The following is a 24482-nucleotide window of genomic DNA, read 5'->3' as shown; positions in this document are numbered from 1 at the left end:
GTGACGTAAGGAGAAGGCGTCACGGGCCGGCAACGGCGGACGCGGACTGGCGCCCGCTGTTTCCAGCGACCCCCCACGTCCCACCCACCCTCGAACAACCCCCACTTCGAAAGAGGCACTGACGCATGCGCACTCGCACCCTTCTGACCCTCGTCGGCACCGTCGCGGCGCTCTCCCTGCCCGCCGTCGCCCCCGCCTCGGCGGCCGACACCGCGGTCCTCACCACCGGCTCCGCGGGCGGCGCCGCCGTCGCGGTCGGCGACACCCTCACCGCCCCGCTGGCCAGCGGCACCAACGCCACCCTGTACTCGAGCGCGACCGGCACGAGCGGTGTGTCGTGCAGCTCCTCGACCTTCAGCGCCGCCGTCACGGACAACCCCTCGGCGCCCGGCACGGCCACCGAGTCGGTCAGCGGGCAGACCTTCGACAGCAGCAGCTGCACCAGCAACGTTCTCGGCGTGACGGGCGTCAGCAGCATCACGGTGGACAACCTGCCGTACACCACCACCGTGGCCTCCGACGGCACCCTCACGGTCAGCCCGGCGAGCGGCTCCACCATCCAGACCACGGTCAAGCTGAAGACACTGCTGGGCAGCATCACCTGCGTCTACCAGGCCGCCGCCCTGACCGGTAAGGCCGACAACGCCGACAACAGCATCAACTTCACCAACCAGCAGTTCACCAAGGTGTCCGGCTCGTCGCTCTGCTTCAGCAGCGGCTACTTCACCGCCAAGTACGCCCCGGTGACCGACAACGGCGCGGCGGTCTACGTCAACTGACCGACGTAGGGCCGAGGTTCAGCGTCGACGCAGACGCAGGGCCAGGGCGGCGCCGCCGGTGAGCACCAGCACCGCGGCGGCGCCGCCCGCCAGCAGGGGCGCGGACGGACCCGAGTCCGCGGTCCCGGTGGAGGCGACGGGGGTGCTGTCGGGACTCGACGGCGCCGTCGTCGCCTCCGTGTTCTGCGCGGGAACGGTCCGCGTACGGCGCTTTTCGGCCGTCGGGGACGGTGAGCCGCCGTTCTTCCGCGCGGCCGTCGGAGTGCTGCCGTTCTTCTGCCCGGCGGCCGGGGTGTCGGCTCCCCCGGCCGCCGGGAACACCACGTCGGAGCACGAGTAATAGGTGTCCGTCGTGCTGCTGTTCTGCCAGATCGTGTAGAGCACCTGCCGTCCCGTCCGGTCGGACGGCAGCTTGGCGGTGATGCGGTAGGCGCCGCTCGTCAGCGCCGGGTCCTTGACCGTGGCGAACGGCCGCTCGGGCAGCTCCGACCAGGTCAGCGGTTTCGCCGGGTCGTAGCCCTGCTCGGTCAGATAGAGCTTGAACGTGCCGGTGTGCGGGATCGTGGAGGCGTACTTCATGGTCAGCGTCGCGCCCGGCTTCAGCTGCGTCGCCGGCCAGTCCGTGCGGGCCACGTCCAGGCCCTTGTAGGCGGGCAGGCCTCCGCTGCACAGTTTTCCGTCCGGAATGGTCTGCCGGTCCCGCCCGTTCACGTCCGCCACCCGCAGGTTGTCCCAGAAGGTGAAGGGTGCGCCGTTCGCGGCCACGGCCGCCCGGCAGGCCGCCGACTTCGCGTTCGCCCCGCCGTCCGGGGAGCAGGCGTACGCCCGGCTGACCGGGTCCGTGGGCGCGCCGTGCGCCTGCGCCGGGCCCGCCGCCCACAGCGGCAGCAGGAACGGGGTCACGATGGCGGCCGCCAGGGCGGTGCGGTGTGCGGTCATCCGGGGCATCCGGATCGTCTCCTCGGCCGGCGCGGGAACGGGCTGCTCCCGTGGAGTACGGCGAACCGGCGCCATGCGTTCACCCCGTGGCGTCGGGGGCGCGTGCTCCTCGACTCTCTGAAAACCAACCGGTCGCCCTGTACTCTCCCGGCCGCCCGCGCCGGTGTGCCGCCCTCGGGTCCTCATCCGTTTTCGCGGGGTCCCCGCTGGGAATGCCTCAACAGACCCTGGCGGCCCACCGGTTTGCGAAGCGCAGGGTTACACGTGTCGTCGGGAGCCGCCCGAGGCGGCGCGGTGGGCCAACTCCACGGCAGCTAAGGTGAGTCGACGGTCCTGAAAGGGCACCGTCCGTGCCGTCGCACGGTGAGATATCGTGTACGGGGAGTAAGAAACAAACGGCATGCCCCGTTCTTTCCAGTCCCGGGAGGGTTCAAGTCTTTCCCAGGAGTGTTCGATTCCGGTCCCAGGAGAGTTCAGTCGATGGCGAGGCAGTTACGCGCCGAGCAGACCCGCGCGACGATCATCACAGCCGCAGCAGAACTGTTCGACCGTCGCGGTTACGAATCGACCAGCCTGAGCGACATCGTCGAGCACGCCCAAGTCACCAAGGGCGCGCTGTACTTCCACTTCGCGGCGAAGGAGGACCTGGCCCACGCCATCATGGAGCTCCAGTCCAAGGCCTCGCGCGAGGTGGCGAACGAGGTGGAGAGCCGGGGCTACTCCTCCCTGGAGACCCTGATGCGCATCACGTTCGGCATCTCCCGCATGTCCGTCGAGGGTCCGATACAGAGGGCCGGACTCCGTCTCGCGACCGGTCCGGTCGAGGTGCGCCCGCCGCTCGCCCATCCCTTCACCGAATGGCGCGATCTGGCCTCCCGCAAACTCCACGGCGCTGTCAAGGAGTCCGACATCCACCCCGACATCGATATCGAGGCCACCGCGCACGCCCTGGTCAGCTGGTTCGTCGGCACCCGCGTCGTGGGCCGCACCCTCGAACCCGTCGCCCGCCAGCCCCGCCGGGTCGCGGAGATGTGGCAGGTCATGATCCGCGGCCTGGTCCCGGTCACCCGCCGCGCCCGCTACCTGAGCCTCGCCGCGCGCCTGGAGCGCGAACCGAGAACCGTCTGACCCTCGCCGCGCGTCTGCGGCGGGAGCCCGGGGTCGTCCGGGCCGCGCGATACGGTGAGCCGCATGCCCCACGCCCCGTCCGCGCCCGTGATCCTCGGCAACGAGCCGGGTTCCTTCCCGCGCAGCGTCCTCGCCGAGCGCCATCCCGCGATCATCCGGCAGGTGCGCGAAGCCTTCCCGTACGGCCCCGCGACGCATCGCGCGCTCGAGGCGCTCCTCGACAGTTGCACCAAGGGCGTGATCGAACCGCTCCCGGCGACCGCGAGTGACCGGGATCGCTGGGAGTCCTGGGGCCTCGCCGACTATGCGGGCCGTTCCTGGTACGACGTGCCGTGGCTGTGGTCGGAGAGCTACTTCTACCGCCAACTCCTCGATGCCGTCGGCTACTTCGAGCCGGGCCCCGGGCAGGGCATCGATCCGTTCCGCCCCTTCAAGCTCGCCGAACTCGACGCCCCGGAGACGGACGAGGAACTCGCCGCCCTGGACGGCCTGTCCACGCGGGACACGGGCCAGGCCCTGCTCCACGGCTCCCTCTGGGGCAACCGCGCCGACCTCGGCTTCCGGCTCTCCGACGCCGGCGCCGGCACCGCGGCGGCCGTCCCCGGACTGGTGGCCGACGACAGCGACGTCCTGTGGTCCCTGCTCCCGCCCTCCGGCAGTGGCACGCTGGTCCTGATCGCCGACAACGCGGGCCGCGAACTGGTCCCCGACCTGCTGCTGATCGCCCACCTCCTCGACGGCGGACGCGTGGAGCGGGCGGTGCTGCACGTGAAGCCCTACCCCTACTACGTCTCCGACGCCACCCCGGCGGACGTCCTCGACGCGGTCCGGCGGCTGGCCGACGCGCCGGGTGCGGCGGCCGCGTACGGCCGTACGCTCTGGTCGGCGATGACCGACGGCCGCCTCACCGTCCGCGCCCACCCCTTCTCCTGCGCTCCGCTGCCGTACGCCGACATGCCGGAGGACCTGCGCCGGGAACTCGCCGGTGCCGCGCTGACCGTGGTCAAGGGCGACCTCAACTACCGGCGTCTGGTGGGTGATCGCCGGTGGCCGCCGACGACCCCGTTCGCCGAGGTCACCGACTATTTCCCGGGGCCGGTGGCCGCCCTGCGCACACTGAAGTCCGACGTGATCACCGGCCTCGACGCCGACACGGTGGCCGGGTTGGTGGCGGCGGAGGGGCAGCGGTGGCGGACCAGCGGGACGCACGCGCTGGTCCAGGTGCGCGCATAGGCGTCAAGTCGTGCTCACCGGGAGCGACTTGATGCCGTTGATGAAGTTGGAGGTCAGCCGCCGGGCCGGTCCCGCCGTCCGCAGGACCGGAAGCTCCCGCAGGACCTCCTCGTACAGCACCCGCAGCTGCAGTCGGGCGAAGTGCGCGCCGAGGCAGACGTGCGGGCCGTCGCCGAAGGAGACGTGCGGGTTGGGTGTGCGGGCGAGGTCGAGGAGGTCGGGGGAGGTGAAGACCCGTTCGTCGCGGTTGGCGGAGGCGTGGAAGACCACCACCTTGTCCCCGGCGCGGATGCGCCGGCCGGCCAGCTCCGTGTCCTGGGCGGCGGTACGGCGGAAGGTGAGCACGGGTGGATGCCAACGAAGCAACTCATCGACGGCGGGGGCGAGTTCGAACTTCCCGGCGCGAAGGCCCTCGTACGCCTCCGGGTGTTCGGCCAGGGCCAGCAGTCCGCCCGGTGCCGCGCTGCGGACCGTGTCGTTGCCCGCGACGGTGAGCAGGAAGAAGAACATCTCCAGCTCCGCGTCGGCCAGTTCGGGATCGTGGGCGAGGGTGGTCAGCACGTCGTCGGCGGGGTGGCGGCGCTTGTGCGCGGCCAGCCGCTGGGCGTAGTCGAACATGTCCCGCAGGGCCGCGGGGGAGCGCGGGTTCACCGGCCTGCCCGCCGCGTCCAGCAGGGGCGGCCCCGCCTCGTCAGGGTCCTGGTAGCCGATGATCCGCTGGGTCCAGTGCAGCAGCAGTCCGCGGTCTGCCGCCGGGACGCCGAGCAGGTCGGCGAGGTTGAGGAGGGCGTACTCGTCGGTCACGGCGGTGACCAGATCGACCGTGCCGTCGCCCGCGCGGGCCGCCCGCAGTGCGTCGGCGAGCAGGGTGCGGGCCCGCTCCCGGGCGACGGCCGTGAAGCGGTCGACCCGGCCGGGGGTGAAGGCACGGCTCACCAGGCGCCTCAGCCTGCCGTGGCCCGGCGGGTCCTGGTTGAGCATCATGCGCCGGATGAAGGGCAGGTCGTCGGGATCGGGGTCGCGGATCTGCGTCGCCCCCAGGTACGAGGAGTACGTCGCCGAGTCCTTCAGCACCCGCACCACGTCCGCGTGCCGGGTCACCGCCCAGAATCCGGGCCCGGCCGGCCAGCCCAGCACCTCCGACTCCGCCTGCCGGGCCACGGGGTGGTGATCGCGCAGGACGCGATAGGCGCCGTACGGGACCTCGACGGCGTACTGCCGGGGATCGAAGACGTCCGGAACGGGCGGGGCCTCACGTGCGCTCATGGGACCACGGTGACGTGACGGCCGAGGTGCGGCAAGGCACCGGAAACCAAGGGGCCGCGGGGTGCGACGGGCGGATCGCGGTGGGGAATGCTTCCATCCTCTTCGAATAGCCGCGGTTCCACCGATCGATCTGTGGTGATCATGACAGATCCCTGATAGGCATGCCCGCATGGCGTTACATCGATTGCGGGTGGGAAGTCTGGTGCGCGCGGGGCGCCGGTCCGGGGTGGCGGGAATCCGGGGGTCGGCGGCCGTCGTGGCCGCTCTGGCCCTGCTCCTTGCGGGCTGCGGCGACGGCGGCGGCTCCGGCTCCACCGGCAGCGGCGGACTGACCGAAATCAAGGTCGCCGCACTGCCGTTGACCGACTCGGCGGCGCTCTATCTCGCCCGGGACCGCGGGCTGTTCAAGAAGGAGGGGCTGAGCGTCCGGATCCAGCCCGTCCAGCAGAGCATCCAGGCGCTGCCCGCCCTGTCCAAGGGGCAGGTCGACGTGATCGCGAGCGCGAACTATGTGACGTTCCTGCAGGCCCACGAGAAGGGCACCCTCGACCTGCGGATCCTCGCCGAGGGCGTTCGTACGGCGCCGCACATGATGGACGTCCTCGTGCCCCGGGACTCCGGCGTCAAGAGCGTCGCCGACCTCGCGGGCAAGAAGGTCGCCGTCAACATCCTCAACAACATCCAGTCCCTCACCCTCAATGCGATCCTCGACCGGCAGGGTGTCGGCCGGCCCGAGTACCGGCAGATCGCCTTCCCGCAGATGGGCCCGGCGCTGGAGCGGAACCAGGTCGACGCCGTCCACGCCGTGGAACCCTTCGACAGCGCGATACAGGGGCAGTTGAAGGCGAGGGTGCTGCTGGACGGGGCGACGGCGCCGGTACGGTCGCTGCCCATCAGCGGCTACGTCACCACACGGAAGTTCGCCACCGGCCACGCCAAGGCCGCGGCCGCGTTCCGGCGGGCCATCGAGGCCGCCTCGAAGATCGCCGCCACCGACCCCTCGGCGGTACGGGCCGAACTCCCCGAGTACACCAAGGTGACCGCGGAGCAGGCCAAGAACATCCGCCTGCCGTCCTACCCCGCGACCGCGGATGCGGCCCAGCTGCGCCGGCTCACCGAACTGATGCGGAAACAGGGGCTGTTGCAGAAGGACCTCGACCCGGCGACGCTGCTGGTGAAGTGACGCGAGGTGAACGGGCGGGCGGGACGGCGTCGGGAGCCGTGGCTGGGTCCGGCCGGAGTGCTGATCGCCTTCGGGATCTGCGAGGTCGTCGGGCGAGTCGGCCTCGTGCGGCGGAGCTACCTCCCGCCTGCCTCCGAAGTCATTGTCCGGGCGGTCGAGTTGGCGGGCGACCGGTCCTTCCTGAACGGCGTCGGTGCCACCCTGCGTGCGTGGGCGCTCGGGCTCGGGCTCGCCGTCGCGATCGCCGTACCGCTCGGGCTGCTGCTCGGCAGTCTGCCGGTCGTCGACTCCGCCGTACGCGTGATCGTCGAGTTCCTGCGGCCGCTTCCGTCGGTCGCACTGATCCCCCTGGTGTCCCTGCTGCTGGGCACCGGCACCGAGACCGAGGTCGCCCTGATCGCTTATGCCTCCGTCTGGCCGGTCCTGTTCAACACGATCTATGGCCTCGGTGAGACCGACCCGCTCACCAAGGACACCCTGCGCGCATTCGGCTTCGGCCGGCTCTCGGTCCTGCTGCGCGTCGAACTCCCCGGCACGGCCCCCTTCATCGCCGCCGGCGTCCGTATCTCCGCCGCCGTCGCCCTCATCCTCGCCGTCGCCACCGAACTCCTCTCCGGCTTCGGCGAGGGCCTCGGCATCTTCATCGCCCAGGCCGGACTGGCCACCGACGGAACCCGCGACGTCCTCGCGGGCGTGGTCTGGGCCGGCACCCTGGGGCTCGCCGTCAACGGCGTGCTGGTGTGGGGCGAACACCGGCTGTTCCCCTGGACACCGGAACGGCAGGCGACGACCGCCCGGGAGGTGGGAGCGTGAACGGAGGGAAGGGGCGTACGTCGTCCACGTCCGGCCGCGCCCTCCTCCTGCGGCTCCTGGTCCTCCTTCTCACCCTCGCCGTCTGGCAGTCGGCCGCGCGAGCCCGCGGCAGCGTCTACTTCCCGCCCCCGAGCTGTATCGCGCGCCGCGCCCACGACCTGTGGTTCTCCGGTCCCGTCCGGCACGCTTTCCTCACCGACGCGGCCGTGGGGAACGTCCTGCCGAGCCTGGGGCGGATGGCGGCCGGATTCGGGATCGCCGCCGCCTGCGGAATCGGCCTCGGCGTGGCGGTCGGGCGGTCCCGGTGGGCGTACGCGCTGTGCAACCCGGTGCTGCAGTTCGCCCGCGCCGTGCCACCGCCGGCCCTGGTGCCCGTCTTCGTCGTGGTCCTGGACTTCGGCACCCCCATGCAGATCACGGCGATCGCCTTCAGCGCCGTATGGCCGGTGCTGATCAACACGGCGGAAGGGGTGCGCAACACCGACCCGCTCCGGCTGGACGTCGCCGCCGTCCTCCGCCTCGGCCCGTTCGAACGGCTCCGCCTCCTGCTCCTCCCGTCGGCCCTGCCCCGCATCTTCGCCGGTCTCCGCCTCAGCCTCTCCCTCTCGCTGATCCTCATGGTCTTCTCCGAACTCCTCCCCGGCACCGCCGACGGCATCGGCTTCACCCTCACCGACGCCCAGTCCCGCTCCGACCTGCTCACCGTCTGGGCGGCCCTGCTCCTGCTCGGCGTCCTCGGCTACGTCCTCAACACCGCCCTGCTCGCGGTCGAGCGGCGGCTGCTCGGACGGGGAAGGACGACGGCATGACCCTCCGCCTCGACGCCCTCGGCCAGCGCTACGGCGACCACCCCGTCCTGCACGACGTCACCCTCACCGTCCCCGACGGTCAACTCCTGTGCGTCGTCGGCCCGTCGGGATGCGGCAAGTCCACACTCCTGCGCACCGTCGCGGGGCTGCGGCCCGCCCACGAGGGCACGGTCACCCTCGACGGCACGCCCGTCACCGGCGTGCCCGACCACCTCGCCGTCGTCTTCCAGGACTACGGCCGCTCCCTCTTCCCCTGGCTCACCGTCCGCGACAACGTCGCCCTTCCGCTGCGCCGCCGCGGACTGGCGCGTGCCGAGCGGCGGGCCGAGGCCGAGCGCATCCTGGAACGCGTCGGCCTCGACGGCGCGGGCCGCCGGCACCCCTGGCAGCTGTCCGGCGGCATGCAGCAGCGCGTCGCCATCGCCCGCGCCCTGGTCTGCCGCCCCTCGCTGCTGCTCATGGACGAACCCTTCGGCTCCCTGGACGCGCAGACCCGCGAGGACCTCGAAGACCTCCTCCTGGAAGTGCACCGCACCGAGAACACCACCATCCTCCTCGTCACCCACGACATCGACGAGAGCGTCTACGTCGGCGACCGCGTCGTCGTCCTGTCCGCGGGCCCCGGCGCCCGCGTCGTCCTCGACCTCCCCGTCGAACTCCCCGGCAAGCGCGACCAGATCGGCACCCGCGGCCTGCCGGAGTTCGTCGCGCTCAGGTCGCGGGTGGGGCGGGCCGTACGGGGCGCCTGAGAACACGCCGGCCGGACCCGTCCGAAGCGTGAACGCCCCAAGTCCCCGCGGACGCTCCCGGATCGGCCCCGGTTCACGCGATGGTGTGATCATGTCCCGCTGCGCGGATGCCGCCGCGGGGCCACGGGTAGGGCCCGGCCATGACGCACCAGCCCTTCGAACTCCCGCACTTCTACATGCCGTATCCCGCGCGGCTGAACCCGCACGTCGACGAGGCGCGGGCCCACTCGACCGAGTGGGCGCGCGAGATGGGCATGCTGGAGGGATCCGGGATCTGGGAGCAGTCGGACCTCGACGCGCACGACTACGGACTGCTCTGCGCCTACACCCATCCCGACTGCGACGGCCCCGCGCTGTCGCTGATCACCGACTGGTACGTGTGGGTCTTCTTCTTCGACGACCACTTCCTGGAGACCTTCAAGCGCACCCAGGACCGGGCCGGCGGCAAGGCCTATCTGGACCGGCTCCCGCTCTTCATGCCGCTCGACCTCGCCACCGCCGTACCCGAGCCGCGGAACCCGGTCGAGGCCGGGCTCGCCGACCTGTGGGCGCGCACGGTGCCGTCGATGTCCGCCGATTGGCGCCGCCGCTTCGCCGTGGCCACCGAGCACCTGCTCAACGAGTCCCTGTGGGAACTGTCCAACATCAACGAGGGACGGATCGCCAACCCCGTCGAGTACATCGAGATGCGCCGCAAGGTGGGCGGCGCGCCCTGGTCGGCGGGGCTGGTGGAGTACGCGACGGCCGAAGTGCCCGCGTCCGTCGCCGGATCGAGGCCGCTCAGGGTGCTGATGGAGACGTTCTCCGACGCCGTCCACCTGCGCAACGACCTGTTCTCCTACCAGCGCGAGGTCGAGGACGAGGGAGAGAACAGCAACGGCGTCCTCGTCCTGGAGACCTTCTTCGGCTGCACCACCCAGGAAGCCGCCGACACCGTCAACGACGTGCTGACCTCACGCCTCCACCAGTTCGAGCACACCGCGCTCACCGAGGTGCCGGCGCTCGCCCTGGACCGGGGCCTGACCGCGGCCGAGGTCGCGGCCGTCGCGAAGTACACGCAGGGCCTGCAGGACTGGCAGTCCGGCGGCCACGAGTGGCACATGCGCTCCAGCCGCTACATGAACGCCCGCGCGCGTGCCACCGGTCCCTGGCACGGTCCGACCGGCCCCGGCACCTCCGCGGCCGACGTCGGCGCCCTGCTCGCGTCGGCCGGCGCCGAGCGGCTGCGCGCGTACACGCACGTGCCGTACCAGAGGGTCGGCCCCTCGCTGCTGCCCGACTTCCACATGCCCTTCCAGGTGGAGCTGAGCCCGCACCTGGACGGCGCCCGCACCCGTCTCGCGGCCTGGGCGCACACCATGGGCATCCTCCACGAGGGCGTGTGGGACGAGGACAAGCTGGCCGCCTACGACCTCCCGCTCTGCTCGGCCGGCCTCGACCCCGACGCGACACCCGAAGCCCTCGACCTCAGTGCCCGGTGGCTCGCCTGGGGCACCTACGGGGACGACTACTACCCGCTCGTCTTCGGCCACCGGCGCGACCTGGCCGCCGCCCGCCTCACGACGCGGCGCCTGTCGCAGTGCATGCCCCTGGACGGCGAACAGGCCCTCGCCCCGGTCAACGCCATGGAACGCGGCCTGACCGACCTGTGGGCGCATACGACGGCGCTGATGACCCCGGACCAGCGGCGCATCCTGAAGGACGCCGTGGACGTGATGACCGAGAGCTGGGTGTGGGAGCTGTCCAACCAGCTGCAGAACCGCATCCCCGACCCGGTCGACTACCTGGAGATGCGCCGCGCCACCTTCGGCGCGGACCTGACCATGAGCCTGTGCCGCATGGGGCACGGCCCCGCCGTCCCGCCCGAGGTCTACCGCAGCGGTCCGGTCCGCTCCCTGGAGAACGCCGCCGTCGACTACGCCTGCCTGGTCAACGACGTCTTCTCGTACCAGAAGGAGATCGAGTACGAGGGCGAGATCCACAACGCGATCCTGGTGGTGCAGAACTTCTTCGGCATCGACTACCCGGCCGCCCTGCGCGTCGTCCACGACCTGATGACCCGGCGCATGGAGCAGTTCGAGCACGTCGCTGCGAACGAACTCCCCGTCGTCTACGACGACTTCGCCCTGTCCGACGAGGCGCGGGAGATCATGCGGGGTTATGTGACGGACCTGCAGAACTGGCTGTCGGGCATCCTCAACTGGCATCGCGAGGTCGACCGTTACAAGCCCGACTACCTGGCCCGCCGCACCCACGGCTTCCTGCCGGACCTGCCGGCTGCCGTACCCGTTCACTGAAGCACCGAGAGTTTTCCGACATTTCGCGCGGAATGCGGTATTCCGGGAACTTTGCCGAGGCGCCACGAGTCCAGTGAGGTGAGAGGACAAGACCACAGAACACACGGGGGTGTTCGACCTTGACCGACATCATCGAGAGGATCGCCGGCGACGGCGCGGGGGAAGCGGCACCGGCTCCGGACGAACTGGTGCCGTACGTCACGCCGTTGCCGGTCCCGCCCGTCCTGCGGCCCGGCACCGGTGACGTGCTGCGCGAGACCGAGATCGCGGTGCGCCCCACCTGGGTCCGCCTGCACCCGCAGCTTCCGCCGACCCTGATGTGGGGCTACGACGGACACGTGCCGGGTCCGACCATCGAGGTCCGGCGCGGGCAGCGCGTGCGCATCGCCTGGACCAACCGGGTTCCCAAGGGCAGCGAGTACCCGGTCACCTCGGTGGAGGTGCCCGCCCGCACGCCCGGCACCCCGCCGCCCAGCACCGAGCCGGGCCGCGAGGGAGCGGAGCCGAACAAGGACGTCGCCGCCCTGCCCGCGTGGACGGTGACACACCTGCACGGAGCGCAGACGGGCGGCGGCAACGACGGCTGGGCGGACAACGCCGTCGGATCCGGCGACGCCCAGCTGTCGGAGTACCCGAACGACCACCAGGCGGTGCAGTGGTGGTACCACGACCACGCCATGAACATCACCCGGTGGAACGTGCACACGGGCCTGTACGGCACCTACCTCGTCCGTGACGACGAGGAGGACGCCCTGCAACTCCCCTCCGGGCAGCGAGAGATACCGCTGCTGCTCGCCGACCGCAACCTCGACACCGACGAGGACGGCCGGCTCAACGGCAGGCTGCTGCACAAGACGGTGATCGTCCAGCAGCGGAACCCGGAGACCGGCAAGCCGGTCTCCATCCCGTTCACCGGCCCGTACACGACGGTCAACGGCCGCATCTGGCCGTACGCCGACGTGGACGCCGCCTGGTACCGCTTCCGGCTCGTCAACGCGTCCAACGCGCGCATCTACGAACTCGCCCTGGTCGACGAGGACGGCAACCCGGTGCCGGGCGTCGTCCACCAGATCGGCAGCGACGGCGGACTGCTGCCCCGGCCGGTGCCGGTCGACTTCGACGGCGCGCTGCCGACGCTGACCGTGGCGCCGGCCGAGCGCTTCGACCTCCTGGTCGACTTCCGCGGCCTCGCCGGCCGGAGGCTGCGCCTGGTCAACAAGGGACGCAACCAGCCGCCCGGCGTGCCCGACCCGGCGGGTGACGTGCGCTACCCGGCGGTGATGGAGTTCCGCGTGGGCGAGGACGGCTGCCCGGACACCTTCGAACTGCCCGAGGTGCTCTCCGGTTCCTTCCGCCGCCTCACGCACGACATCCCGCACGGCCACCGCCTGATCGTGCTGACCGTGCCCGGCACCAAGGGCTCCGGCGGGCACCCGGAGATCTGGGAGATGACCGAGGTCGACGACCCCGGTGACATACAGATCCCCTCGGACGGCGTCATCCAGCTCACCGGCGCCGACGGCACGACGAAGACGTACCGACGCAACTCCCGGACGTTCAACGACGGCCTTGGCTTCACCATCGCCGAGGGCTCCTACGAGCAGTGGAGCTTCCTGAACCTCGCGCCGATCGTCCACCCGATGCACATCCACCTGGCCGACTTCCAGCTGCTGGGCCGTGACGCCTACGACGTCTCGGGCTTCGACCCGGCGGTGGGCGGCACGCGCACGCCGATCGCCTTCGACCCGGCGGTCCGGCTGCCGCTGGCACCCAACGAACTCGGCCACAAGGACGTGTTCCGGGTGCCGGGCGGTCAGATCCTGCGCGTCATGGGGAGGTTCGACGGCGCGTACGGCCGGTTCATGTACCACTGCCACCTCCTCGAACACGAGGACATGGGCATGATGCGGCCCTTCGTCGTCATGCCCGAGGAGGCGATGAGGTTCGACCACGGCGGGGCGCACGGCGGCCACGGCGAGGGTCACACGGGCTGACGCCCACGCGCTCCACGGCGGCTCGCGCCGGCGCCCGGACCATCGGGTGCGGGCGCGAGCGCCGGCCCCCGGCGGTCGCCGCCGATCTCCCGTCGGCCTCGGGTCTCGGGTCGGCCTTCCGCCTGCGGGCGGCGGGCAGTCTCACTCGTTCGTGGCTCGTCGTGCGCCGGGGCGCAGGGTAGGGCTCCTGCCGGAGGCGAGACATGGAACAGACTGCGTTGCGTCCGAAGCCGATGCCCGGCCAGGACCCCGGCGGCGGCCCCGCGCCCGGGGCGCCCGCGCGCCGGCCGCACGCCGCGCGACGGAGGGGCCGACGGCTCAGGACCGCGCTGTTCGCGCTGTTCACCGGAACCCTCCTGGTGCTGTCCGGGGTCGGCCTCGGCGCCGTCGGCGTCACGGCGATCGGCATGGGCAGACTCGCCGACCTGCAACGTCAGGCGCGCATCCCGGGCGGCCCGGCCGGCGCGGTCCACCCCGCGCCCTCGCCGAGGCCCGCACCGGCGACCGCGTCCCCCGCGCCCGCGGCGGCGACCCTCGGGCTGGAGGCCGTCGACGCGGAGAAGGTCGGCGCCCTGGTCGTCGGCGTTCATGTCCCCGGTCCCGGGTACACGGCCGGCCTGGTCCGCGGCGACGTCCTCCTCGCCCTCGACCGGACCCGCATCGACTCGGCGGCCGACCTCGCCCGCGCCGTCGCCCACGCCCGCCCCGGCGCCCGGGTGACCCTGACGATCCGTCACCGCAGCGGTGGCTACCAGCAGTTGACCGCCGTACCCGGCGTCGTCACGTGACCGCCCGGAAGTGCGTGGTCAGGCGCCCGGTGTCGTCGAGCACGTGATAGGCGAGTCCGACCGGGGCGTCCCGGTCGGCCGCCCCCTCGCCCTCCCACGGCAGCCGCAGCGTCCATGTCACTCCGGGGCCGACGACCAGCGGCCGCCCGGCGAAGACGCTCGCGGCGCCCGTGTGCGCGTGCCCGGTGATCAGCCCCGCGATCTCCGGCCGCCGCTTCAGCAGCGCGGCCAGCCGGTCCGGCCCGGCCAGCCGGCCGGCGTCGGGCAGGGGGTGGTGCAGGACGGCCGGCGGGTGGTGGAAGGCGAGCAGCACGGGCAGGCTCCCGTCGAGCTCCTCAAGGGTCGTCTCGATCCAGTCGTACGTCTCCTCGTCCAGCGCCCCCTCGTCCCGCCCCGGGATGCTGGAGTCGCACATCAGCACCGCTCCGTCGTCGAAGACGTGGGCGCTGTTGACCGGCCCGTCCGCCGCCGGACGCCCCAGCAGGGCCTTGCGGTACGGCGCCCGGACGTCGTGGTTGCCGGGGCAGGTCAGCACCGGGAACGGCGCCTCGCCGTCGCGCAGCCCCAGGATGCGGGCCGCCTCCTCGTACTCCGCCTCCGTCCCGTGGTCGGCGATGTCGCCGGTCACCAGCAGCGCGTCCACCCGCCCCGGCAGCCCCCACAGCCGGTCCCGCACCCGCTCGGCGCGCTCCGTCGCCCGCGGGCTTCCGTCGAGATGCAGATCGCTGATGTGCGCGAGTACGAGCACGGTCGTATGCCTCCCAAGAGCTGCCTAATGGTCTGTGAGCATCTAAGCATTAGTTGCTAATGGTTGGCGAGGTGCTTGACGTTAGGTGCGGGAAAAGCGTTGGTCCCGGCCTCCGCCCCGGGCCACGATGGCCCTCATGCTGAGCACCCTCCTCGCCTTCCTCGGCGCGTGCACGCTCATCGCCGCCTCGCCCGGGCCCAGCACGGTGCTGATCGTCAAACAGTCGCTGCGCAGCCGGCGCTCGGGCTTCCTGACCGTCCTCGGCAACGAGACCGGGGTCTTCCTCTGGGGCGTCGTCGCCGCCCTCGGGCTGACCGCGCTGCTCGCGGCCTCCGAGGTGGCCTACGGCGTGATGCGCTTCGCCGGCGCGTTCGTGCTGGTCGTCTTCGGCGTCCAGGCGCTGCGGCGGGCCCGGCGCAGCGGAGACGGCGAGGAGGTCGAGGACTTCCGTGAAAGCCGCGGCAGGACCGGCTGGGCCGCCTACCGCGGCGGGCTGCTGCTCAACCTCGCCAACCCCAAGGCCGCCGTCTTCGCCATGTCCTTCCTGCCGCAGTTCGTGCCCACGGGCGCCCCGCACCTGCCCGCCATGATCGGCCTCGCCGCGCTCTGGGCGGTCTACGAGGTCGGCTACTACGGCCTGTACGTGTGGTTCGTGGGCCGCCTGCGCGGCGTGCTGTCCCGTGCCGGGGCGCGCAGGCGCCTGGAGCAGGTCTCCGGGGGCGTGCTGCTGCTCCTCGGCGTCCGGCTCGCCCTGGAGGGCTGACGCCGTGAGCGACGAGACGGTCGAAAGATCCGCAGACCGGTCGCGCCGCCCCCGGTGTGCGGGCAGGATGCTGCCCGTAGTCCCTTGTGGTCCCTTCACCCGACCAGGGAGGCCCGGATGACCGGCAGCACGCTCGCGCCCTTCACCGCCGACGACTACCGGGCCCGCATGGACCGCGCCGCGCGGGCGGCGGCCGACGCGGGGCTCGCCGGGCTCCTCGTGGCCCCGGGACCGGACCTGGTGTGGCTGACCGGCTACGCGCCTCCCGCGGCCACCGAACGGCTCACCCTCCTGGTCCTGGCCCCCGGACGCGCCCCCGTCCTGGTCGTCCCCACCCTGGAGGCCCCGGACGCGGCGAAGGCGGCCGGCGCCTCGGCCCTGAGCCTGCGGGACTGGACCGACGGCAAGGACCCCTACGCCGCCACCGCCGCCCTCCTCGACGTCGACGGGCGCTTCGGCATCAGCGACAACGCCTGGGCGATGCACCTGCTCGGCCTCCAGCGGGCGCTGCCCGGCACCACGTACGCCTCGCTCACGGAGGCACTGCCGATGCTGCGGGCCGTCAAGGACGAGGCGGAACTGGAACTGATGGCAGCCGCGGGCGCGGCTGCCGACGCGACGTTCGAGGAGATCCGGAAAGTTCCCTTCGCCGGCCGCAGGGAGTCCGAGGTCGGCGCCGATCTCGCCGAGCTGCTGCGGCGGTTCGGCCACTCCCAGGTCGACTTCACCATCGTCGCCTCGGGACCGAACGGCGCCAATCCGCACCACGAGGTCGGCGACCGCGTCATCGAACGCGGCGACATGGTCGTCCTCGACTTCGGCGGCCTCAAGGACGGGTACGGCTCCGACACCTCCCGCACCGTGCACGTCGGCGAGCCCACCGCCGAGGAACGCAAGGTGCACGACCTGGTGCGCGAGGCCCAGGAGGCCGGCTTCCGGGCGGTCCGGCCCGGGGCCGCCTGCCAGGAGGTCGACCGTGCCGCCCGCGCGGTCATCGAGGACGCCGGGTACGGCGAGTACTTCATCCACCGCACCGGGCACGGCATCGGCGTCACCACGCACGAGCCGCCGTACATGATCGAGGGCGAACTGCAGCCCCTCGTGCCCGGCATGTGCTTCTCGGTGGAACCCGGCGTCTACCTGCCCGGCCGCTTCGGCGTACGCATCGAGGACATCGTGACGGTCACCGCGAACGGCGGCCGCCGCCTCAACGACACCGACCGCGAGATGGTCATAGTGGACTGAGCGATCCATGAGCCCCCGTACACCCCCGAGTGACAACGGCGCGACCATGACCCAGGCACCGACACCCACCGCGGACACCGTCCGCCGACTGGTGAGTTCCCTGCTCAAGGACGGCACGGGCACCGCCGGGCCCGAGGTGCGGCCGGTCGCCGAGGGCGGTGGGCACTGCACCTGGTGGGTCGGCACCCGCCACGTCCTGCGCCTCGCCCCCGACCGCGACGCCGCGCTGCGCCTGCGCCGCGAACTGCGCCTGCGGGACGTCGTGCGCCCGCACCTCCCGCTCGCCGTGCCGACCAGCGTCGCGCACGGCGAGTGGGCGCCCGGGCTGACGTACACGCTCGACACCAAGGTGCCCGGCGGCACCGCCGAGAAGCACGACGTGTCGGCCGTCGGCGAGGCCGACCTGGCGGGACTGCTCACCGGGCTGCGCGAGGTGCCCGTCCGGCAGGCCGAGGCACTCGGCGTCCCGCGTGCCGCCCCGCGCTCCCTGGAGGCGCTGCGCAGGGCCGCGGAGCGGGCCGCCGTGCGGCTGGCCGCGGCCGACGAGTTCGATCCCGCACGCCTGCACCAGCTCACCTCGCCGGCCGCCGTCCAGCTCGCCGCGCAGCCCGGCACCGCGGTCCTCGTCCACCACGGCCTGAGGGGCGAGCACCTGGTCGTCAGCGCCGACGGCCGGGTCCGCGGCGTCCTCGACTGGACCGCCGCGGCGGTCGGCGACCCCGCGGAGGACATCGCCGGTCTCGCCGTCGCCGTCGGCTCCCCGGCCGCCGTCCGCGCCGCCACTCTCGCCGGCTACGGCGCCCGCCCCTGCCTGCGAGGCCTGTGGCTGGCCCGCTGCGACACGGTGATCCGCCTGGCCGGCCACCTGGACGCCCGCGGCACCGCCCCACCGCCGCTCCTGCAACTCCAGCTCCGCCACGCCTGGGAAGCCATCCTCCTGGAACGGGTGACGGAACTGAGGGACGAGGAGAAGGGCGAGGAGCCGTAGCGCCCGACAGGCCCGCCCCGTGAGACCGCCCGCCCCCGGACTCACCCCTGCAGCAGTACCACCGCGGACTCGCCCGGTACGTGCAGTACGCCGTCGGCGCCCGGTGGCTGTACCGGTTCCCACGCGGCCAGTACGCGCGCGTGGCGCGGCCCGAGCGGGATCGCCGCGGGGCCCTTGGCGAGGTTCACGGCGACGCGTACGTCCCCGCGCCGGAAGGCCAGCCAGCGTTCCCGCTCGTCGTAGGCCACCTTGGTGTCGCCGAGGTCGGGGTCGGTGAGGTCGGCCTGTTCGTGCCGCAGGGCGATCAGCCGGCGGTACCAGGCGAGCACGCGCGCGTGCGGGTCGCGCTCCGGCTCGCTCCAGTCGAGGCAGGACCGGTCCCGGGTCGCCGGGTCCTGCGGGTCGGGCACGTCCTCCTCGGCCCAGCCGTGCGCCGCGAACTCCCGCCGCCTGCCCCGCCGTACGGCCTCCGCGAGTTCGGGATCGGTGTGGTCGGTGAAGAACTGCCAGGGCGTCCCCGCGGCCCACTCCTCGCCCATGAACAGCATCGGCGTGAAGGGCGCGGTGAGGGTGAGCGTGGCGGCGCAGGCCAGCAGGCCGGGGGAGAGCGTCGCGGACAGCCGGTCGCCCTGGGCGCGGTTGCCGACCTGGTCGTGGGTCTGGCTGTAGCCCAGCAACCGGTGCGCGGCCACGCGCGTGCTGTCGAGCGGACGCCCGTGGTGGCGGCCGCGGAAGCTGGAGTACGTGCCGTCGTGGAAGTAGCCGCGGGTCAGCGTCCTGGCGATCGCGGCCAGGGGAGCGCGCGCGAAGTCGGCGTAGTAGCCCTGGGACTCACCGGTCAGCGCGGTGTGCAGGCAGTGGTGGAAGTCGTCGTTCCACTGCGCCTGCAGGCCGTAGCCGCCCTCCTCGCGGGGCGTGATGAGCCGCGGGTCGTTCAGGTCGGACTCCGCGACGAGGAACAGCGGCCGCCCCAGGTCCGCGGACAGGGTGTCCACCGCCGTCGACAGCTCCTCCAGGAAGTGGCACGCGCGCGTGTCCTTCAGGGCGTGCACGGCGTCGAGCCGCAGCCCGTCGATCCGGTAGTCCCGCAGCCACGCGAGCGCGCTCTGCAGCAGGTAGTCCCTGACCTCGTCCGAACCCGGCGCGTCCAGGTTCACCGCGGAGCCCCACGGAGTCTGGTGCGTGTCCGTGAAGTACGGCCCGAACGCCGGCAGGTAGTTGCCCGACGGCCCCAGATGGTTGTGTACGACGTCCAGGACCACCCCGAGTCCCAGCTCGTGCGCCCGGTCGACAAACCGTTTCAGCCCCTCCGGGCCGCCGTACGGCTCGTGCACGGCCCACAGGGACACGCCCTCGTAGCCCCAGCCGTGCCGCCCGGGGAAGGGGCACAGGGGCATCAACTCGACGTGCGTGACGCCGAGTTCCACGAGGTGCCCGAGCCGCTCGGCGGCCGCGTCCAGGGTGCCCTCACGGGTGTACGTGCCCACGTGCAGCTCGTAGAGCACCGCACCCGGCAGCGGACGCCCGGCCCACTCGGCGCGCCAGTCGTACCGGCCGTGGTCGACGACGGCGCTCAGCCCGTCCGGGCCGTCCGGCTGCCTGCGCGAGCGCGGGTCGGGCAGCACGGGGCCGTCGTCCAGCGCGAACCCGTACCGCGAGCCGTCCCGCGCCTCCGCCTCGCCGAGCCACCAGCCCTCCCGTTCCGGATCGGGTTCCAACGCGCGCGTGACGTCATCGCACTGGAGCGTCACGCGGCCGGCCTGCGGTGCCCACACCTCGAACTGCACGGACGGTTCCCCTTCGTCTGCTCACCGTGATGTAGCCCGTCCATGGTGCTTCAAACGAGATCAATCCGCTTTCCAATGGCCTCTTTTACGGCGGGTCTCGTCCCGCACGCACGCGTGGCGGCCGTTTTCTCGTTTTCTGGACACCCGGGGTTCACTGACCGACAATCACCAACGTGACGTCGTCTTTCGAGTTCAACACGTACCCCGCGCGGCTTTCGGACGCGGAGCGCGACAAGGCGCTGAAGGTCCTACGTGACGGCGTCGCCATGGGACGGCTGTCGCACGACACGTTCATCCGCCGCATGGAGCTGGCCCTCGCGGCCCGCCGCCCGGACGAGCTCGCCGTCCTCACCGCCGACCTGCCCCAGGAGAGCCGCGTCTCCCGCCTCGTGTTCGGCACCGTGGAGGCCGTCTCCGGCTTCACCGTGCGGCTGCGCAGGGCATGGCAGGCCGAGCGCCTGCCCAAGCTGCTGCTGCCGCACCCGGCGGGCGGCCATGCGCTGCGGATAGGCCGGGATCCGGCCAACGGACTGCGCCTGACGCACGAGACGGTCTCGCGGGTGCACGCCGAGCTCAGCCGGCAGGGCGGCATGTGGGTGCTGCGGGATCTGGGCTCCACCAACGGCACGACGGTCAACGGCCGGCGGGTCATCGGCGCCGCCGTCGTCCGCGAGGGCGACCAGGTCGGCTTCGGACGGATGTCCTTCCGGCTCGCCGTCGACTGAGCGGACGAGTGAGCCGCACCTTAGCTTTGGCCTGAGCATGACACCGGGTTGACCTGGTGTGATGGCTCAAATCCTCTTCCTCTCCGCGGTGTTGACGTACCCCTCAACTCGTGACTGACTGTGCGTACGCCATGTACGTCAGGTGAACCGACGGCACCGCATTGTGGAGGTGTGCCCTGCCGCCCCTCCAGCGCTACCCGACCGTCGACGAACTCGGCGCCCGGGCGGCCGCACTCGTCGCCCGCCACCCGCGCAGCGCGCGGCTGCGCCGCGTGGGCACCTCCCGCGCGGGCACTCCCATGTGGCTGCTTTCCATCGGTCACGGCAGCCGCCAGGCCCTGATCGTCGCCGGCCCGCACGCCAACGAGCCCGTCGGCGGCGCCACGGTCCTGCGCCTCGCCGAGCGCGCGCTCGCCGACCCCCGCTACACCGAGGGCGCCGACGCCACCTGGAACCTGCTGCTCTCCCTCGACCCCGACGGCCTGCGCCGGAACGAGGGCTGGCTGCGGGGCCCGTACACCCTCGGCCGCTACTTCCGGAACTTCTTCCGGCCCGGCTTCCACGAACAGCCCGAATGGCTGCCCGACGGTGCCGCGGGGGCCGCGCTGCCGGAGACCCGCACCCTGCTCCACCTCCAGGACGAACTGCGGCCCTTCCTGCAGTGCTCGCTGCACGGCGTCGACGTCGGCGGCGGGTTCGTCGAGCTCACCCACGACCTGCCCGGCCTCGCCCAGCGCGTCGCCGGCACCGCCGCCCGCCTGCGCGTCCCACGCGAACTCGGCCCCTACGACACCCTGTACTGGCCCAGCCTGGGCCCCGCCGTCTACCGCATCCCGCCGCCCCGGATCGGCGACCTGGCCGCCGCCATCACCGAGGCCGCCGTCGAGTCGACCTGGTACCACCCCTACCGGTACGGCACGGTGACCGCCATCGTCGAAGCGCCCATGTGGGGCGTCGCCGCCGTCGAGGACGGCTCCCCGCCCGCCGACGCGGCCGGTGTGCTGCGCACCGTCAGCCACACGCTGCGCCAGGACACACGGTTCCTGGAGCGGCTCCTGGCGGTGATCCGGCCCCACCTCGCGGACGTGCCGGACGCGGCCCGTCTGCTCGCCCCGGTGGACGACTATTTACTGGTCTGCCCCGGCCTCGCCGACACGTGGGACCCCGACGTCGCCGACGGGGCGCGCCCGCTTCCGCCGATGAGCACCGCCCACCTGGCCGCCCTGCGCATCGCCGGACGGCGGCTCGCCCTGCGCACGGCCGGCCTGCTGCACCAGCTCGTCACCAGCGCCGGACGCGATCCGGCGGGCGTGCTGCCGGAGCTGGACCGCCTGATCGACGAGTGGTGCGTCGACTACCGCGACGGCTGCGGCGCGCGCTGGATACCGGTCACGCGCCAGGTGGAGTACCAGTCCCGGGTGGTGCTCGCCGCCTTCGAACTCGCCGTCGGGCAAGCGCCCGCGTGCTCCCGTTCGGGTGAGTCGGGTTGGGGTTCCCAGGCCGCCGTGCCGATGCATCTGGAATGACGATCAGCACCACAGCGAAAACGGTACGGGGCGGTCTGCTGACGGCCGTCCTCCTCCTGGCCGGCGCGGCCCCGGCGCAGGCGACGGCCGCGCCGCCCCACTCGCTCTCCGGCGACTACCTCTACCTCACGGTCACCAAGGGCGACGCACGCTCCAGCGACACGCGCGGCACCCTCCTCATGTGCGACCCGCCCCAGGGGCACACGCTCGCCGCCGAGGCGTGCGCGGAACTGGCCGCGGCGGACGGCGACATCGCGGCACTCCCGCCCAAGGACGTGTTCTGCCCGATGGTCTACGCGCCGGTGACCGTCCACGCGCGCGGGATGTGGGACGGCCGGCAGATCGAGTACGCGCAGACCTTCCCCAACCGGTGCGCGATGTCGGCGCGCACGGGCTCGGTGTTCGCGTTCGGTGGGTGAGGGCTGAGGGCTGAGGGCTGAGTGCCGAGCGCCGAGGGCTGACGGCACGCGCGTGCGTGACCCGCGGTCTCGCGGTCTCGCGGCCCTGGGGCTCAGGCGGTGCGGTCGCGGGCGTGCAGCGCCGCCGCCACGACCGTGCGGGCCTGGTGCTCGATCTGGTGCTCCAGCGGGACCCAGCGGGCGCGGAAACGTTCGGCGAAGGCATCGCTCCACGTCGCCACGAGCCGCTCCATGTGCGGCGCCGCACGGTCGTCGGTCTCCTGCAGGACCCGCAGCAGCATCGCCGCCGCCCTCAGGGGCAGCCGCCGCCCGAACGCGTCCACGCTGCCGACGTACGCCATCGTGTCGTCGGCGGGCGGCGTGCGCATCCAGTCCTCGGCCAGCCCCGGGACCAGGTCCAGTGCCCATCTCGCGGCCCGCAGCAGCGGCCCGTCGACGCCCTCCAGGCGCGGCAGCGCGTCGGCGAGGACCCGTTCCACCTCCAGGCCGTCCCGCAGCAGCCGGCTCGCCAGCCGTCGTATCGCCTCGGCGGGCGCGGGATGCGGCGCCGGATCGTCCACCAGGTCGCTCGCCCACATCGGCACCTCCACCACCGCGGTCAGACCGCCGTAGCGATGGGTGCGGTACCAGGTGCTGCGCCGTGCGTCGTCCGGCATGCTCGGATACGCGGCGCCCGCTCCGGGCGAGGGCATCACATGCACGCCGGGCCCGGACGCCGCCCAGCCCGCCGCGTCCGAGGCGCCCGTCTCCACCGGGATGTGCAGCTCCGCCGCGGACTTGGCGAACGGCTCGGCGAGCCCCGGCACGTCCTTGGTCAGCTGCACCCAGGTGCCGCCCAGGTCCGTCCCGTGCAACGTCACCTGCAGATAGGGGCGCAACTCGTCGATGACCCGGGTCAGCGTCCGCGTCTCGGGCGGCAACCGGTCCGGCGGCAGCACCGAGGGCGCCCACTCCGGCTGCTCCTCGGCCGCCGGCCGGAAGAACCCCAGGTGGTAGTCGAACAGGCTGTGCGGCGCCGGGGTGACGTGCAGGCTCGCCCCGTCGGGGTCCGCGCACAGCAGGAAGTGCCACGAGGTGTCGGTGCGCAACTCCCGCTCCCGCAGCACTCGTTCGGCCAGGGCGAGCAAGGTGGGGCCGCCCGTGGGCTCATTGGCGTGGGCGCCGGCGACGACCAGTACGGCCCGCCGGGCACGGCCCACGGACAGCAGATGCAGGGGCCTGCCCGCGCGTGAGAAACCCACTTGCCTCAGCACGCACAGGGTAGGTCGATGAGCGGCCAACGCACTTGCGGACGAGATGAGTTGGGTCACGGTGGGGTAGCGCAGCACCGGCAGGAGACTCACCCCCGACACATCCGCCCGGCCTCGCAATCCGCAGTACCCCACGGTCTCCGGGAACTGTCAAGCTGGCACCCGGGGAGGCTCCAGGGGGCGCTCGGATGCATTCACCGCCCGACGCGACGGGGCGTCACCGCGGGGGCCGTACGGCGGGGGGTGTGAGGCTCGTACGGCGGGAGCGCGGGGCTTGTACGGCTGGGTGTGAGGCTCGTACGGCGGGGTGCGCGGGACCCGGCTCATTGCTGGTGCAGTCCGCGTCCGGCCAGTGTCAGGAACGCCGACAGGGACGGACTCCACGCCGGCCAGGTCCAGGCCCTCGGTGACCGGAGCCCGCCCCACCGCCACCAGCAGCCGCTCCACCTCGACCGTGCGGGTCTCGCCGCGGGCCGTGCGCATGCGCGCGCGTACGCCGTTCTCCAGCAGCTCGGTGTCCGGCAGCCGGGCACCCGCCTGAACGTCGATGCCGCGGTTCTTCAGGCCGCGCTTCAGGTGACGGCTCACGTCGGCGTCCTCCAGCGGCACGATCCGGTGCGCGGCCTCCACGAGCGTGACCTCCGCGCCCATGGAGCGGTGGATCGAGGCGTACTCGACGTCGATCGCGCCGCCGCCGAGCACCAGCACGGACGCCGGGAGCCCGGGCGTGAACAGCGCGTCGTCGCTTGTCACCACGCGCCGGCCGTCCGGCTCGAACCCGGGGAGCGTGCGCGGGCGCGAGCCCGTCGCCAGGACGATGCCGCGGCGCGCGGCGAGGTCGTGCGCGCGGGGCGCGGAATTTTCACGCGCGCCCTCGACGCGCACCGTGCGCTTGCCCGTCAGACGCGCGCTGCCCCGCACGACCCGCACGCCGGCGTGCGAGAGATGCGCCTCCAGGCCCCCGCCTCTCGCACGCCTGCCACCGCTGCGGCCGGCCCGCAGCTCTCAGCTTCCGACCTCCCAGTGGCGCCCAGCCCTCGTCGGGCCCGTGGT

At 72.6% G+C, this 24482-nt stretch carries 21 protein-coding genes and 1 pseudogene; 16 read left to right on the top strand and 6 right to left on the bottom strand.

The annotated features are described in order from the left end of the window. Positions 1-125: 125 nt before the first annotated feature. Positions 126-779: a Tat pathway signal sequence domain protein gene (locus ACIGDI_RS28635; protein ID WP_399902392.1), complete on the top strand. Its 654-nt coding sequence runs from the start codon at positions 126-128 to the stop codon at positions 777-779. A gap of 18 nt (positions 780-797) precedes the next feature. Here ACIGDI_RS28635 and ACIGDI_RS28630 read toward each other — a convergent pair whose 3' ends face one another. Beyond that, positions 798-1727 carry a lytic polysaccharide monooxygenase gene (locus ACIGDI_RS28630; protein WP_399902389.1) on the bottom strand — a complete coding sequence of 310 codons (930 nt, stop codon included), beginning with the start codon at positions 1725-1727 and terminating at the stop codon, positions 798-800. Positions 1728-2198: 471 nt separating this feature from the next. Between ACIGDI_RS28630 and ACIGDI_RS28625 the strand changes: the two genes are divergently transcribed. Together ACIGDI_RS28625 and ACIGDI_RS28620 are read left to right on the top strand one after the other, a co-directional pair. After that, complete coding sequence (locus ACIGDI_RS28625; protein WP_142143446.1) at positions 2199-2846, top strand: ScbR family autoregulator-binding transcription factor; 648 nt, start codon at positions 2199-2201, stop codon at positions 2844-2846. Between the two features lie 63 nt (positions 2847-2909). Further along, positions 2910-4079, top strand: a complete 1170-nt coding sequence (locus tag ACIGDI_RS28620) for a damage-control phosphatase ARMT1 family protein (RefSeq protein WP_399902386.1) — start codon at positions 2910-2912, stop codon at positions 4077-4079. Between the two features lie 3 nt (positions 4080-4082). On the opposite strand, the gene ACIGDI_RS28615 is transcribed toward ACIGDI_RS28620, so the two are convergent. Then, positions 4083-5345: a cytochrome P450 gene (locus tag ACIGDI_RS28615; protein ID WP_399902383.1), complete on the bottom strand. Its 1263-nt coding sequence runs from the start codon at positions 5343-5345 to the stop codon at positions 4083-4085. Between the two features lie 190 nt (positions 5346-5535). On the opposite strand from ACIGDI_RS28615, the gene ACIGDI_RS28610 reads away from it, so the two are divergent. From ACIGDI_RS28610 to ACIGDI_RS28580, 7 genes are all read left to right on the top strand, one after another. Next, positions 5536-6528 (top strand): ABC transporter substrate-binding protein, encoded by a 993-nt coding sequence (locus tag ACIGDI_RS28610; RefSeq protein WP_399902381.1) that lies wholly within the window; start codon positions 5536-5538, stop codon positions 6526-6528. 6 nt (positions 6529-6534) lie between these two features. Next, positions 6535-7341, top strand: coding sequence for an ABC transporter permease (locus ACIGDI_RS28605; protein WP_399902378.1), 807 nt, complete (start codon positions 6535-6537; stop codon positions 7339-7341). Beyond that, positions 7338-8150, top strand: a complete 813-nt coding sequence (locus ACIGDI_RS28600; RefSeq protein ID WP_399902375.1) for an ABC transporter permease — start codon at positions 7338-7340, stop codon at positions 8148-8150. Before ACIGDI_RS28605 ends, ACIGDI_RS28600 begins: the two co-directional genes overlap by 4 nt. Beyond that, positions 8147-8899, top strand: a complete 753-nt coding sequence (locus tag ACIGDI_RS28595; protein ID WP_399902372.1) for an ABC transporter ATP-binding protein — start codon at positions 8147-8149, stop codon at positions 8897-8899. The genes ACIGDI_RS28600 and ACIGDI_RS28595 overlap by 4 nt, the downstream gene beginning before the upstream one ends. Positions 8900-9039: 140 nt before the next feature. Then, the gene (cyc2, locus tag ACIGDI_RS28590) at positions 9040-11196 is read left to right on the top strand and encodes a germacradienol/geosmin synthase Cyc2 (protein WP_399902369.1); all 2157 of its coding nucleotides are present in this window, start codon (positions 9040-9042) and stop codon (positions 11194-11196) included. A 119-nt stretch (positions 11197-11315) separates the two neighbouring features. Next, on the top strand, positions 11316-13190 hold the full coding sequence (phsA, locus tag ACIGDI_RS28585; protein ID WP_399902366.1) for an O-aminophenol oxidase PhsA: 1875 nt from the start codon (positions 11316-11318) through the stop codon (positions 13188-13190). Positions 13191-13393: 203 nt separating this feature from the next. Beyond that, on the top strand, positions 13394-13978 hold the full coding sequence (locus ACIGDI_RS28580; protein ID WP_399902363.1) for a PDZ domain-containing protein: 585 nt from the start codon (positions 13394-13396) through the stop codon (positions 13976-13978). Here the strand turns inward: ACIGDI_RS28580 and ACIGDI_RS28575 are convergent. Continuing rightward, on the bottom strand, positions 13971-14726 hold the full coding sequence (locus ACIGDI_RS28575) for a metallophosphoesterase (RefSeq protein WP_399902360.1): 756 nt from the start codon (positions 14724-14726) through the stop codon (positions 13971-13973). The genes ACIGDI_RS28580 and ACIGDI_RS28575 overlap by 8 nt on opposite strands. Before the next feature lie 136 nt (positions 14727-14862). Here ACIGDI_RS28575 and ACIGDI_RS28570 point away from each other — a divergent pair, with 136 nt between their 5' ends. From ACIGDI_RS28570 to ACIGDI_RS28560, 3 genes are all read left to right on the top strand, one after another. Beyond that, positions 14863-15489: a LysE family translocator gene (locus ACIGDI_RS28570; RefSeq protein ID WP_399902357.1), complete on the top strand. Its 627-nt coding sequence runs from the start codon at positions 14863-14865 to the stop codon at positions 15487-15489. Between the two features lie 117 nt (positions 15490-15606). Continuing rightward, the gene (locus tag ACIGDI_RS28565; RefSeq protein ID WP_399902354.1) at positions 15607-16734 is read left to right on the top strand and encodes a M24 family metallopeptidase; all 1128 of its coding nucleotides are present in this window, start codon (positions 15607-15609) and stop codon (positions 16732-16734) included. Positions 16735-16780: 46 nt separating this feature from the next. After that, positions 16781-17722 (top strand): phosphotransferase family protein, encoded by a 942-nt coding sequence (locus tag ACIGDI_RS28560; RefSeq protein ID WP_399902351.1) that lies wholly within the window; start codon positions 16781-16783, stop codon positions 17720-17722. A gap of 41 nt (positions 17723-17763) precedes the next feature. Here the strand turns inward: ACIGDI_RS28560 and treZ are convergent, their stop codons facing one another. Further along, positions 17764-19509 (bottom strand): malto-oligosyltrehalose trehalohydrolase, encoded by a 1746-nt coding sequence (treZ, locus tag ACIGDI_RS28555; RefSeq protein ID WP_399902348.1) that lies wholly within the window; start codon positions 19507-19509, stop codon positions 17764-17766. 173 nt (positions 19510-19682) lie between these two features. On the opposite strand from treZ, the gene ACIGDI_RS28550 reads away from it, so the two are divergent. From ACIGDI_RS28550 to ACIGDI_RS28540, 3 genes are all read left to right on the top strand, one after another. Beyond that, positions 19683-20234 (top strand): DUF1707 and FHA domain-containing protein, encoded by a 552-nt coding sequence (locus ACIGDI_RS28550; protein ID WP_200703647.1) that lies wholly within the window; start codon positions 19683-19685, stop codon positions 20232-20234. A gap of 161 nt (positions 20235-20395) precedes the next feature. After that, positions 20396-21760: a M14 family zinc carboxypeptidase gene (locus tag ACIGDI_RS28545; RefSeq protein ID WP_399902344.1), complete on the top strand. Its 1365-nt coding sequence runs from the start codon at positions 20396-20398 to the stop codon at positions 21758-21760. Beyond that, positions 21757-22179 carry an SSI family serine proteinase inhibitor gene (locus ACIGDI_RS28540; RefSeq protein WP_399902341.1) on the top strand — a complete coding sequence of 141 codons (423 nt, stop codon included), beginning with the start codon at positions 21757-21759 and terminating at the stop codon, positions 22177-22179. Before ACIGDI_RS28545 ends, ACIGDI_RS28540 begins: the two co-directional genes overlap by 4 nt. Positions 22180-22271: 92 nt before the next feature. Here the strand turns inward: ACIGDI_RS28540 and ACIGDI_RS28535 are convergent, their stop codons facing one another. Both ACIGDI_RS28535 and ACIGDI_RS28530 read right to left on the bottom strand, forming a co-directional pair. Further along, positions 22272-23522 (bottom strand): M14 family zinc carboxypeptidase, encoded by a 1251-nt coding sequence (locus ACIGDI_RS28535; protein ID WP_399902338.1) that lies wholly within the window; start codon positions 23520-23522, stop codon positions 22272-22274. Positions 23523-23756: 234 nt separating this feature from the next. Beyond that, positions 23757-24389, bottom strand: a pseudogene (locus ACIGDI_RS28530) (FAD-dependent oxidoreductase); the annotation flags it as partial. Between the last annotated feature and the right edge of the window lie 93 nt (positions 24390-24482).

The sequence above is a fragment of the Streptomyces sp. NPDC085900 genome, from assembly GCF_044540925.1.
GTDB classification, from domain to species: domain Bacteria; phylum Actinomycetota; class Actinomycetes; order Streptomycetales; family Streptomycetaceae; genus Streptomyces; species Streptomyces gilvifuscus.
The sequence above is the reverse complement of the archived record's forward strand: the minus strand, read 5'-3'. Positions and strand labels throughout refer to the sequence as shown.

Excerpts from the sequence above, each read along its gene's own strand:
- ACIGDI_RS28635 (WP_399902392.1), top strand. The coding sequence starts at position 126 with ATGCGCACTCGCACCCTTCTGACCCTCGTCGGCACCGTCGCGGCGCTC.
- ACIGDI_RS28630 (WP_399902389.1), bottom strand. The coding sequence starts at position 1,727 with ATGCCCCGGATGACCGCACACCGCACCGCCCTGGCGGCCGCCATCGTG.
- ACIGDI_RS28625 (WP_142143446.1), top strand. The coding sequence starts at position 2,199 with ATGGCGAGGCAGTTACGCGCCGAGCAGACCCGCGCGACGATCATCACA.
- ACIGDI_RS28620 (WP_399902386.1), top strand. The coding sequence starts at position 2,910 with ATGCCCCACGCCCCGTCCGCGCCCGTGATCCTCGGCAACGAGCCGGGT.
- ACIGDI_RS28615 (WP_399902383.1), bottom strand. The coding sequence starts at position 5,345 with ATGAGCGCACGTGAGGCCCCGCCCGTTCCGGACGTCTTCGATCCCCGG.
- ACIGDI_RS28595 (WP_399902372.1), top strand. The coding sequence starts at position 8,147 with ATGACCCTCCGCCTCGACGCCCTCGGCCAGCGCTACGGCGACCACCCC.
- cyc2 (WP_399902369.1), top strand. The coding sequence starts at position 9,040 with ATGACGCACCAGCCCTTCGAACTCCCGCACTTCTACATGCCGTATCCC.
- ACIGDI_RS28580 (WP_399902363.1), top strand. The coding sequence starts at position 13,394 with ATGGAACAGACTGCGTTGCGTCCGAAGCCGATGCCCGGCCAGGACCCC.
- ACIGDI_RS28570 (WP_399902357.1), top strand. The coding sequence starts at position 14,863 with ATGCTGAGCACCCTCCTCGCCTTCCTCGGCGCGTGCACGCTCATCGCC.
- ACIGDI_RS28565 (WP_399902354.1), top strand. The coding sequence starts at position 15,607 with ATGACCGGCAGCACGCTCGCGCCCTTCACCGCCGACGACTACCGGGCC.
- ACIGDI_RS28560 (WP_399902351.1), top strand. The coding sequence starts at position 16,781 with ATGACCCAGGCACCGACACCCACCGCGGACACCGTCCGCCGACTGGTG.
- ACIGDI_RS28540 (WP_399902341.1), top strand. The coding sequence starts at position 21,757 with ATGACGATCAGCACCACAGCGAAAACGGTACGGGGCGGTCTGCTGACG.